Source organism: Sphingomonas sp. URJC2 (assembly GCF_059803575.1).
Genome location: NZ_JAPFGX010000033.1, coordinates 20,702 through 32,309, shown reverse-complemented (window position 1 = coordinate 32,309; position 11,608 = coordinate 20,702). Strand labels below are relative to the sequence as shown.

11 protein-coding genes are annotated in these 11,608 nt (G+C 66.8%); 2 read left to right on the top strand and 9 right to left on the bottom strand.

Annotated elements, in window-relative coordinates; all coding sequences use genetic code 11:
• The 8 genes from OPU66_RS11585 to OPU66_RS11550 form a co-directional block, all read right to left on the bottom strand.
• Window positions 1-1,152: right-handed parallel beta-helix repeat-containing protein (locus OPU66_RS11585; RefSeq protein WP_498553807.1), on the bottom strand; the 1,152-nt coding region annotated here is incomplete at its 3' end.
• 159 nt (window positions 1,153-1,311) lie between these two features.
• Entirely contained in the window at window positions 1,312-2,817 is a 1,506-nt protein-coding gene (locus tag OPU66_RS11580; protein WP_498553806.1) for an undecaprenyl-phosphate glucose phosphotransferase, read from the bottom strand.
• Window positions 2,817-3,518: an exosortase-associated protein EpsI, V-type gene (gene epsI / locus OPU66_RS11575; RefSeq protein WP_498553805.1), complete on the bottom strand. Its 702-nt coding sequence runs from the start codon at window positions 3,516-3,518 to the stop codon at window positions 2,817-2,819. Before epsI ends, OPU66_RS11580 begins: the two co-directional genes overlap by 1 nt.
• Window positions 3,515-4,393, bottom strand: coding sequence for an exosortase V (xrtV, locus tag OPU66_RS11570; RefSeq protein ID WP_498553804.1), 879 nt, complete (start codon window positions 4,391-4,393; stop codon window positions 3,515-3,517). Before xrtV ends, epsI begins: the two co-directional genes overlap by 4 nt.
• A 5-nt stretch (window positions 4,394-4,398) precedes the next feature.
• Window positions 4,399-5,109: a CpsD/CapB family tyrosine-protein kinase gene (locus tag OPU66_RS11565; RefSeq protein ID WP_498553803.1), complete on the bottom strand. Its 711-nt coding sequence runs from the start codon at window positions 5,107-5,109 to the stop codon at window positions 4,399-4,401.
• A gap of 2 nt (window positions 5,110-5,111) precedes the next feature.
• Window positions 5,112-6,449, bottom strand: a complete 1,338-nt coding sequence (locus OPU66_RS11560) for a GNVR domain-containing protein (RefSeq protein ID WP_498553802.1) — start codon at window positions 6,447-6,449, stop codon at window positions 5,112-5,114.
• Window positions 6,450-6,463: 14 nt separating this feature from the next.
• A complete protein-coding gene (locus tag OPU66_RS11555; protein ID WP_498553801.1) occupies window positions 6,464-7,297 on the bottom strand; it encodes a polysaccharide biosynthesis/export family protein in 834 nt (277 codons plus the stop codon).
• Between the two features lie 25 nt (window positions 7,298-7,322).
• Window positions 7,323-8,579 carry an outer membrane beta-barrel protein gene (locus OPU66_RS11550; RefSeq protein WP_498553800.1) on the bottom strand — a complete coding sequence of 419 codons (1,257 nt, stop codon included), beginning with the start codon at window positions 8,577-8,579 and terminating at the stop codon, window positions 7,323-7,325.
• Between the two features lie 256 nt (window positions 8,580-8,835).
• On the opposite strand from OPU66_RS11550, the gene OPU66_RS11545 reads away from it, so the two are divergent.
• A complete protein-coding gene (locus tag OPU66_RS11545) occupies window positions 8,836-9,081 on the top strand; it encodes an XrtV sorting system accessory protein (protein WP_160591999.1) in 246 nt (81 codons plus the stop codon).
• Between the two features lie 46 nt (window positions 9,082-9,127).
• Window positions 9,128-10,546 carry an AAA family ATPase gene (locus tag OPU66_RS11540; protein WP_498553799.1) on the top strand — a complete coding sequence of 473 codons (1,419 nt, stop codon included), beginning with the start codon at window positions 9,128-9,130 and terminating at the stop codon, window positions 10,544-10,546.
• Here the strand turns inward: OPU66_RS11540 and welK are convergent.
• Window positions 10,509-11,528, bottom strand: coding sequence for a beta-1,4-glucuronosyltransferase WelK (gene welK, locus OPU66_RS11535; protein ID WP_498553798.1), 1,020 nt, complete (start codon window positions 11,526-11,528; stop codon window positions 10,509-10,511). The two genes, OPU66_RS11540 and welK, sit on opposite strands and share 38 nt — an antisense overlap.
• Window positions 11,529-11,608 lie beyond the last annotated feature (80 nt).

Genomic DNA, 11,608 nt, shown 5'->3' with positions numbered 1-11,608 from the left:
CGTCGGACTCGGTGTCGGCGCAGGAGCAGGAGCCGGGGCCGGGGCCGGGGCCGGGGCCGGGGCCGGGGCCGGGGCCGGGGCCGGGGCCGGGGCCGAAACCGGCTGGAAGCCATAGCCGTCAACGACAAAGTCATCGACCAGCGCGACCGCACCGCCGTTCAGGTTACGCATCCGCGACGCCTGTTGCGGGTCGTCCAGAAACACGATGTTGTCGCGGGTGACGACGTTGGTGACCGACCCGAGGATGATCTGGTCGGTGACGTTGCGTTCGATCACCACATTGTCGGCAACATCGACGCGGATCCACAGCCGCTTGGAGTCGGTGGTCGGCGAAACGATGGTGTTGTTGGCGATCCGCAGACCGACAACGCCCTCGACCGAAATGCCTTCCCACTGGTCGGCGGAATAGATCAGGTTGTTTTCGATCGTGATGTTGGTGTGCGGGATGCCGCCCACCTCGTCGCGGATGAAAAAGCCCTGGGTGCCGGTGCCCGGCCCCTGCAGCACGATGTTGTCGCGGATGACGATGTTGTTCGATCCGCGCGTCTGGCCGTTGGTCCAGAACTGGATCGCATCGGGGTGGTCGCCGGGATTGGGCGTGAAGTTCGAATAGCGGTTGCCCTGGATCAGCACATTGTCGACCGCCGCGAAATCGCCGCCGTCGCTGCGGATGCGGGTGATCTCGTTGAACTTGACCTCGATGTCCGCCGTCCGCTCGAAAATGAACGCGCGGACAAGCTCTTCGAAGCGCGAGTTCAGGATCTTCACGTTCGACGAGCTGTCGACGAGCAGACCCCACATGTCGTTAAGCGGGTTGTCGTCAAGAGAGCCGTGCATGAAAATGTTGTTGAACGTGATGTTCGACGACCCCGTCATATAGGCCAGCTGAGTCCATTCAGCCTCGGAGTCGAGCTTGGCACGGCCGATTTCGATCCCGTCGAACGTCAGGTTGTTGACATTGGCAATCGTGAAGCCGGTAAAGTCCGCCCCCCATGCCACGTCCGACTTCAGCGTCACATTCGACGCGAAGTTCCTGTTGGAAATGACGACATCGCCATAGTTTCCGGCAGCAAGGACAATCGTTTCGCCACCGACTGCATTGGCCAGCGCCGCTGAAAGCTGGGCCGAGTTCGCAACCTGGATAACCGCCATCTTGACCCCCGGGGGTGGCGGAACACGACAATCGTGTCCGCGATCTCGGGGATCACCTTATGAACGGCGGCTTATGCGGCAGTTTCGGTGGGTGGTTAAGACCCACTCACCCATGATTGTGTCGCGCGGCCCCGCCAACCGGTGGCGGAGCCGGACGGATCAATAGGCGGTGCGCTGGAGCAGCAGCGTCGCGGCCGTGCGGGCCATGATGTAAAGGTCCAGAAACACGGACCAATTTTCGATATAATATAGGTCGCATTCCAGGCGCTTGAGCAGCTTTTCCTCGGTGTCGGTCTCGCCGCGCCAGCCTAGCACCTGCGCCCAGCCGGTCATGCCCGGCTTGACCTTGTGGCGCGCGGCATAGTGCGACACCACGTCGGAAAACACCCGGTCGCCCGCCTTGGTCGACGGTGCGTGCGGGCGCGGGCCGACCAGCGACATTTCGCCGCGCAGCACGTTGATCAGCTGCGGCAGCTCGTCGATGCTCGTCCGGCGGATGAACCGGCCGACCCGGGTGATGCGGTCATCCTGCTTGCGCGCCTGGGTGATGCCGTCCGCCTCGCACCGGTCGGTGCGCATCGAACGGAATTTCCAGATCTTGAACCGGCGGTTGTTGAACCCTTCCCGGTCCTGCAGGAAAAACACCGGGCCGGGGCTGTCGAGCTTGATCGCCAGCATGACGATCAGCAGCAGCGGCGACAGCAGGATCAGCGCCAGCGTGCCGATCACCAGATCCTCGATCCGCTTGACCACCTGATCGAGGCCGGAAATCGGCCGCTCGAACAGCGTCATCACCGGCAGGTCGCCCAGCAGCACCACCGGCCGCTGCGAAAAAGCAAAGGTCGCCAGATCGGGGGCAAGGCGGATGCGGACCGGGGTGATCGCCAGTTCGGCAACTACTTCCTGCAACCGCCGCTCCGCCGACCAGGGCAAGGCGACGATCACCTGATCGACCTCGCCGCGCCGGATATGGGCGATCAGGTCGGTCAGCGCGCCGTGCATCGGCAGGCCGACCTCGCGCGGGGGCAGGCGTTCGGGCATCCGGTCGTCGAAAAAACCGACCAGATCGATGGTCAGCTTGTCATTGCCGAGAATATATTTGGCCAGCCGGTCGCCCTGCGACCCGGCCCCGAAGATCGCGACCCGGTGGTTGAGCACGCCGCGCTGCTTGAGCCGGCGCAGCCAGATCGTGCCAATGCCGCGGGTCGCGATCAGCGCACCCCCGCCGCCGAGGAACCAGGTCAGCGCCCAGCCACGCGAAAAATCCTCCGACACCTTGAGCATGAAGCCCATGGTCATCAGGAACATGCTGGTCGCGATCCAGGCGGTGCAGACGCGCGTCCAGCCCTGACGGACCGAGAAGCGCGCATCGATGTCATAGGCCCCGGCCACCTCGGACAGGCCGGCATAGAGCAGCGCGCCGACCAGCGCGGCATTGCCGTAGGAATCGACCATCGACGGCGGGACGAAATCGAGCGCAACCGCCGTGGCGGTAAAGCAGGCACCGGCCACCACCACCAGCTCGGCGATGCGCAGCAGCAGCGTGACGATGTCGAGCATCACCGGCGAGCGCGGCTGGGTATCGCCCAGCTCAAAGGGCTGGAGCTGCGGCGCAATCGGCGCGCGCCCCGATTCGGCCGATCCGGGCGGCAGCGGCTGAAGCATCAGGCCCGCCCTCCCGTCAGCGCCTGCGCCTTGGCGGTGGTGATCAGCGCCGCGCGCGCCGCCGGGGCCATCGCGCCGATCAGATCGGCGGCAAAGCGGCGGTTATTCTCGAACGCCTGCGCGGGGTCGCCGCCCACGGTCGAAATGCGGACGAGCACCCCGTCGGGGATCTTGCCCTGAAACGCGGTCTGCAACTTCATCCGCCGCTGTTCGGCGTTGGAGGTCGGCAGATATTCGCCGATCCGCGTCCAGTAGCTGACATATTCGTCGCGGCCGGGCGAGTTGGCGATCAGGTTACGCCCCGGCACGGCAACGCCGGGGCCGATCGGGAAAGAGGCCGGGGCATCGCCGTTGATGGCAAAGCCGAAGGCTGGGTAGCAGACCTCGGGCCGGTGCAGCTGCAGCGTGTCGCTCTGCGTGTCGCCATAGGCGATTAGCAGCATGACGATGCTGTTGTCGGGCCCGATATAGAGGCGGCCGACCGACTGGCTGTAGAGCTTTGCCGCCAGGCTGTTTTCGTTGGTCGGCGTCACCAGCCCCTCGGCCTGGCGATAACGCCACGGCCCAAAGCTGCGCGGCACCTCATCCTCGAGCTTGCGCGCACCGAGCAGCGACATGCGCTCGCGCGGGCGCATCGCCTCGGCAGCCCCGGCAGCGGCAAGGCACCCCAACCCGACGAGCAGATCGCGGCGGTCGATCATCGTGCCCCTCCCGACAACAGCTTGCGCACCGGGGTCATCACGCTGTCGACCAGGAAGATGCCGATGAGCGCGGTGGCGAACATCACCAGCCCCGCCGTCGAATGCAGGAAGCCCTGCGCCGCGGCATTGCCGAAATGATAGGTGATGAGCACGAGGATGATCACCCGGACGAGATTGGCGAGCAGCGCCACCGGCACGATCCACAGCATCAGGAACAGCGCATAGCGCCACGACGCATTGTGCGAGATATAGATGTAGAACAGGCTGATCGCCGTCAGGCTGATCAGCGAGTTGAGCCCGGCGCACGCATCCTCGACCAGCAGCTGATACTGGGCGACATACAGCGTCACCCCCTCGCGCACGATCGGATAGCCGGCATGGGTCAGCAGCCAGGTGGCGCTGACCGAGACATAGGATTTGAGCGGGCCGGTGATCGAATCGATCACCCAGCCGGGGATCGGCACGACGAACAGCAGATAGACGAGCGGGAACCACATCCGCCGCGCCGCCTCCAGCCCGAAAAAGCCATAGAACAGCCCGAGCAGGACGCCGCCCAGCGCCAGCACCTCGATCGCCAGAAAATCGAACGCGCGGCCAAAGGCATAGACGGCGAGCGCGGGGATGATCAGCGCCGCCATGCCCGCGGCACTGCCGGGGCGGCGGATCGTGCGCAGCTCGGGCCAGCGGCGCGCGAACAGCCAGATGCCGGTTGCGAGCACGATCGGCCCGTGAACGCCGGTTTCCCCGGTCCAGCTGTCGCGCGCGACCGCGACCAGCGTGGGCACGAGCAGGGCGAGCACGCCGATCACGAGCGGCCAGTGCTGGCGCAGCAGCGCCGACAGGCCAGGGGCGGGCCGCAGGCTGTGGGTCGACATGTCCATCAGAAGTCGTTCAGCACCGCGCCCACGACCACCGACTTGTCGGCGCGAAGCTGCTTGGCCAGCGTCTTCATGTCGTTGACATAGGTTTCATGCTTGCGCGCGACGAGCAGGCTGAAGCCCGCCATGGTCGCGACGCGCTGCCCGTCCGAACACAGATTGGCCGGGGCGGTGTCGAAGATCGTCAGCTCATATTCGCGCAGCAGCTGGTCGACCAGCCCGCGGAACCGCGCGCCCGACAGCAATTCCTGCGGATTTTCAGCAGGATCGCCCGCGCCGACCACGGCCAGATCGGGCATCAGCGCGGTGTCGACGACGTCGGCAAGCGCCAGCCGGTCGCTGGCGAGATAATCGGCCAGCCCCGGCATGTCGATCGGCAGGCCGCACAGATCGGCCAGCACCGGATCGCGCAGATTGGCGTCGACCAGCGCGGTGCGGATGCCCGCCTGGGCGGCGGCGACGGCAAGATTGAGCGCGATATAGCTGCACCCGCTGCCGGCAGCGGGCGAGCAGATGGCGAGCGCACGCCGCCCCTCGCGCAGATGCTGGGCAACCAGCCGGGTGCGCAGGCCGCGGATCGATTCGGCCTCGATCGACTGGGGATCGGCGATCATCACCGATTCGATCGCCGGCGGCACCTCCGGATCGGGGCGGCCAAGCGTGCGCCCGCCGCCGGGCGCGCCCATGTCGTGCAGCGCGAGTTTCATGCTCATGGTCAGCCCTCCGCCAAGGCGCGCCGGCGGTCGGCGCCCTTGCGATCGATGAAGTTGATCAGCCGCGCCAGCAGCCCGTTGGTCGCGCGGCGCGACCCGACAATGGCGAGCACCGGCACACCCGCTGCATATTCCAGATCCTCGTCGCTGCGCACGCGGCGCGCCAGCAGCTCGACGAGCAGCGCAAGCAAGATGCCGAGGACAAGGCCGAGCGCGACCGAGCCGCCCATGATCAGCGGCTTGTTCGGCCAGGCCGGCTTGGCCGGCAGGCTGGTGTTGCCAAGCGGTTCCATGTTGCTGACGCTGAGCTTGGCCTGACCGGCCAGCTCCTCGGCGCGCGCGGCCAGCTTCACATAGGCCTCGCGGCGGACGAGAATGTCCTGCTGCATCTGGTTGAGCTTGTCGATCTTGTCGGCCTGGGCGAGTACGCGCGCCTTCTGCATCTGATAGCTGGCTTCGATCTCGGCCCGGCTGGTGCCGCCGATCATGCCGCCGCCGCCGCGCGCCGCCTCGGCCTCCAGCGATTCCTTCTGCCGCAGCAGCGACTGATAGGTCGGATGGTTCGGCCCCAGCGTCTGCTGCGCCTGGGCGATCTGCTGCTTCAGCCCTTCAAGCTGCATGCGCGCGGGCGATGTCGGCGCTGCCATCTGCGCGGCAACCGGCGCGGTGCTCTGCGCCGACAGCGCGGCGAGCTTGGCGCTTTCCAGATCGACATCGCCGGCCTGCAGGACGATGCCATTTTCCTTGGCATAGGCGGTGCGCGCCTCTTCCGCCTCACGCAGCTGGGCGAGCGCGTTGCGCGCCTGCTCGGCATAGGTGGCGGCGCCGCGCTGGGCGTTGTTCTGGCGCGAATCGCGGTTCTGCTGAAGGAAGGCTTCGCGGATCGCCTCGGCAATGCGCTGCGACGACACCGGATCGGCACCGCGATAGCGGATCTCGATGATGTTCGACGTCTCGGCGAACCGCGCCTCGGTCTGGTCGATAATCTGTTCGGCCAGCCATTCGCGGATGTCGCCGCCCGGCGCGCCGGCCGCGTCGAACCGCGCCTGCACCGCCGGATCGGCCGCCCAGCCGAGCTTGTCGACGACCGGGCCGATGGTCTGGATGTCGGTGATCAGCTTGAGCTGGGTGGCGATGTAATTGCCGACCGCATTGGTCGCCAGCAGCTGGCCGGTCATCGGATCGGGCCGGGTGAGGTCGAACAGCACCCGGTTCTTCGCTTCGAAGCGCGGCGGCAGCAGGAACGCCGCCGCCGTCGCCGTAAAGAAGCAGGCGACCAGGGTCGCCCAGATGATCGACCGCCGCGCGGCCAGCATGCGCAGGAACTGGATCAGGCTCATCGCCGCCGCTTTCCTTAAAAGGTCCGTTCGCCGACGACGACGACGTCGCCCGCGCGGATCACATCGTCGAGCTTGACCTTCAGTTCCTCGCCGTCGCGGAACAGCTTGATCTTGCCGGTCGAGCCGGAAACGCCCAGCCCGCCGCCCCGCGCCAGTGCCTTGCGCACCGTCATCGGGCCGGCGCCCTTGATCGGATAGACGCCGGGCGCGTTGACCTGCCCGTAAATGTAGAACAGCTCGGCCGCCGGCACATAGATTTTGTCGCCGGCGCGCACCACCGGATCATCGTCGAGCGATCCCTTGGCGAGCTTTTCGAACGGCAGCTTCATTTCCTCGCCGGTCGCGCGGCGCAGAATCACGAAATCCGCGCCGCTTTCGCGCAGACCGCCTGCACGGGCGATGACTTCGGACACACGATAGTCGCGGTCGACCGGCTGAAGGCCCGACTGGCCGACCTCGCCCAGCACCACGACATAGCGGCTGGCGAAGGACACGATTTCGACCTGGACGACAGGCTTGGCATAATAGCCGCCCGCGCGCAGCTTGTCGGTGACAAGCGCGCCGAGGCTCAGCCCGGTCTGGCCCGACACGGTGATTTCGCCGATGAACGGCAGCTGGATCGTGCCATTGGCGCGCACCCGCGCCCGCGTCGTGAACTCGGGCTGGCCGAGCACCGACACCTCGACGACATCGTCGGGGCCGAGCACATAGCCGGCCTGCAGATCCTTTTCGGCCTTTTCCGCGCTGGCGGCGGCCGGCGGCGGCGTGACCCCCGGGGGGATCTGGGCGGCAAGCGGCGCGGCCAGCAGGGCCGCAAACGCCGTCAGGGATGTGTGCACGCTCTTCATATCGCCTCGTTCCGGTGATCGGGCGTCACAGCAACAGGCTGATGCCTGCGGTGACGACACTGCTCTTGAAGTTGAAGATCTGGTTGTTCGAGTCGCGCCGTTCCTGGACAAAGCCGGTCGTCAGCGTCAGCCGGCGCGTCACATCATAGCTCAGCCCGACATTCCCGGTGATGACCTTGTCCTCCGGCAGCAGCAGGAACCCGGGCAGCCCCCCCAGCTGCGGCCCGGCGCGGAAATCGCGCTTCTGGTAGGACGACCCGAAGTTCATCCGCAGGCGCGGATTGAACTGGTATGTGCCAGTCAAACCATAAAGATCGGTTATCGAATAGCTTGCCGCGACGAAGTTCTGGACTTCGACGTTGCGCGACGCCGTCAGGTTGACGGTGAAATCGTCATTGGGCCGCACATCGATCGCCGCGCGATAGGATACGCCGCGGAAATCGGGCGTGTCGTCCAGCCGCGGATTGACCCAGGTATAGCCGAGCGCGACCGTGCCGGTGATGCGCCGGCCGATCTGGCGTTCAAAGCTGATCCCGGCACTGTAATTCTCGACCCCGTCGCGCACCAGCCCGGTCGGCGTCAGGAAGCGCCGCTCGGGAAAGGCGCTGGTCGTGTAGGTGCCATAGATCGACAGCACGCCGAAGGTCGGCCGCTGATAGCCGAGCGAGGCGTTGAACGTGTCGCTGTTGGTGTTGAGCGGGCGGAACAGGTCCGAACTGTTGCGGCTCTCGTCATGGCGATAGCCGAAGCTCGGCGTCAGGCCGACCGCGCCGCCGCAACTGGCCTGCACGTCAATCGAGCGGCGCTCGTCGGTGTTGGGCACGGCCAGCGTTGCGAACACATCGGTAAAATCGCTCTGCTGGCGGACATAGCCGCCCGTCACCGTCGCCGAGCAGCGCTGGCCGGCGCGCAGCTGCGCCCCGCCCGACAGGGCGATGCGCTCACGGTCCAGCCGGCTGTTGCGGCGATAGAAATCATAGCCGACATTGCCGTTGAGGAACACGGTCTGCCGCCCGACCGGCAAGGCGATGATCGCATCGACCGAGGGCGTCACCCGCACATCGTCACGCGCCAGCCCGCCCAGATCAAAGCCCTCACCGACCCGGTAGACGTTGGTGTCGTAGATGAGCTGCGCACTCGGCCGGATCTCGACCCGCCGCTCATTCGGCCCGGCCGGACCCTGTCCGCCCCCCATGCCTGGCGTCTGCGCGGCTGCCGCCCCGGCGGTGCCGGCAAGCAGCAGGCCGAGGCCATAGGCGATTTTCCCACAGCGAATAGTCAAAATCTCTGCCCCTTTTTGTCGCATCCGGCCCGACCGGCGGCCTGCCCTGCGGCGGCACGCCCCGTGGCGGGCAGCGTGTTCCCTGATGCCATGATTCGACGGCACTGGTTAGCGCATCCTTTACGAACTCTCAGCATTTTACGGTCGTGCCGCATGTGCCTGTAACGCTTTTACCATCATTCAGGCGATAGGGACGGTTTTGTCTTGGGCGCAGAACAATGGTAGCGATCCTGGCGCACTGGCGAAAAGGGCAAGCATGCAAACACCTTATGACTGGATCACGGTGGCCATCTTTGCCGGGCTGATCGTGATATTCCTGCAACGCTCGGTCGGGGAAGGCGAGCCGCAGGATTCGATCCTCAGCTATCTGCCGCCGTCTGTCGGTTGCGCGGTGGCCAATTATGTCGGCAATGAGGGGTATGACCTGTTCGCGGTGATCGGAATCGTCGCGGTGCTGGCCTATAGCTATTTCGTGCTGAAGCCGTTCCAGCGCCAGGGCTGACCGGCCCCTTGGTGACGGATCATCGATCAAGCGAGGCGCAGGCTCTATGTTGCGTTTTCTGAGCAGGATTTTCTGGCCCTTCGGCCGCCGCCCGGCCGCGCCGCCGGCCAGTGCGCGGCCCGATCTGGAGGCGCTGCGCGAACGGCGCCGGGCGCGTGCCGAGGCGATGCGGGCGCAGGCCCCGGCGGACGAGGTGCCGGCTGGCGCGGCGGGCGACGCGGCCTTTCCCAGCTTCCGTTCATCGGCGATCGAACGCGGCGGGCGCGGCGATGCCTCGCGGCTGACGCGGGCGCGCACCACGCTGCGCGACGTCTTCACCCCGGCCCAGCCGGTGACCGAGCGGAGCAAATTCGCCGGGCGGCTGGGCGTGCTGGCGCGGCTGATCGAGATTCTCGAGGAACAGCGCAGCCATGTCGTGATCTATGGCGAGCGCGGCATCGGCAAGACCTCGCTGGTCCATATCCTCGCCGAAATCGCGCGCGATTCGCGCTACCTTGTCATCTACGCCTCGTGCGGGGCCTATTCGAGCTTCGAGGACATTTTCCGCGCCGTGCTGCAGGACATTCCGCAGCTTTATCTGCGCGACGTCGATCCCAGCGCGATTTCGGGCCTGGGCAATGGCAGCCTGGCCGACCGGCTGCCCGACAGCTTCGACGCGCGCCAGCTGGGCGAGCTGTGCGCCCAGATCACCGGCACGCGGGTGATCATCATCCTCGACGAATATGACCGCGCCGAAAGCGACCAGTTCCGCCTGTCGGTCGCCGAGCTGATCAAGAACCTGTCCGACCGCGCGGCGCGGGTGCAGCTGGTGCTCGCCGGCGTTGCCTCCAACCTGCAGGAACTGGTCGGCTATATCCCTTCCATCCGCCGCAACGTGATCGGCCTGCCGATGCCGCGCCTGTCGTCGGACGAGGTGCGCGCGCTGCTCAAGATCGGCGAGGATGCCGCCGGGGTCAGCTTCGCGCCCGGCGCAGCAGCCGCGATCGAGGCGCTGTCCAACGGCTCGCCCTATCTGGTGCGGCTGATCAGCCACCATGCCTCGATGCTCGCGCTCGACAGCGACCGGCTGGCGATTGACGAAGCCGATGTCTGGGCCGCGCTCGACAAGATCGTCGATGAAAGCGCCGGGCGCATCGATCCGCGCCTGATCGCCGCGGTCGCGCCCTATCTGGCGGGCACCGATGCCCCGCTGGTCAGCGCCGCCGCGCGCGCGGCGAGCACGCCCGATGGCTGGTTCGCGCCCGAAGATGCGCTGTCGCTGATCACGCCGGAACGCAAGGAGGCGCTGGCCGCGCTGCTCGACGCGCTGGCCGCAGCCGGCGTGATCGAACACAGCGCCGAGGCCGGGCGCTACCGGTTCCGCGAAGAGCCGCTGCCGACCTATTTGTGGATGCGCACCGCCCGCGATGCGCACCGCGCCGACCGGGTCAGCGCGCCGCTTCCCAGCCGGTCAGCCGCTCTCTGAGATAGTCGATCAGCGCTGCGGGATCGGTCGTCGCCATCACCGGCGGCCGGTCGCGCAGCCGGTCGATACAATCGCCCAGATCGTTCGCCTCCAGCGCGACCTCGATCATCCCGCGCGCCTTGAACGCGGCGGTGATTTCTTCCTGATGATCGTCATAATGCTCGCCCAGGCTGAACCGGCGCGGCATCGCAACCGTCCGGCACCCGGCGCGCAGCGCGGTGATCAGCGACCCGGTGCCGCCATGGCAGACGACGAACGCCGCCTCGGCCAGCAGCTCCTGCACCCGGCCGAACGGCAGGTCGCGGTGCACCTCGATCCCTTCGGGCAGCGTCGCCGGCATCGGCGTGTCGCCCACTTGCAGCACGACATGTTCGGGCAGCCGCCCGCTCGCCTTGAGCGCGATCACCGCCTCGACCAGCCGGGGAAAGCCAAGCGTCGCGCCGACGGTTGCAAACAGCACCGGCTGCTTGGCCGGCGGCGTGCCGTCCAGCAGGCGCAGCGGATCGAACACCCGCGCATCGGGCCATAGCCGGCCGAGCGCCGCCGACTGGACGATCACCTCATTGGCAAACGGCTTGATGCCGCGCGCGAATTTGGACGGCGCGTCGAACCGGGCGAAGGAATCGATCAGCACCAGCCGCGCACCGGCGAGCTTCGCCATCAGCGCGGTGCCATACATTGCGCCCGCGCCGGTGGTGATGACGACATCGGGGCGCTCCTCGCGCACGATGCGCGCCGACTGCGCCATGTTGCGCAACATGCCGCGCAGCATCGCGCCCTTGCGGCCGATGCGCGCCTGGCCGAGCGCATAATGATCGACGAAGCGCACCCGGTGGCTGTCGGCAAGGCTGCGGCCGAGCGCCGTATCCTCGGTCACGAACACATGCGGCCAGTCGCGCCACACGGGTTCCAGATCGAGCAGCTGGCGGACATGGCCGCCGCCCGAGGCCGCGAGGCACAATTTCAGCCTGGTGTCGGTCATGTTCAGCCCCCTTTGCGCATCGCCCTTACCGGCGGTCGGACCCTGCCGATAGCCGCCGAGACTTAACGTTCTTTTCGTTT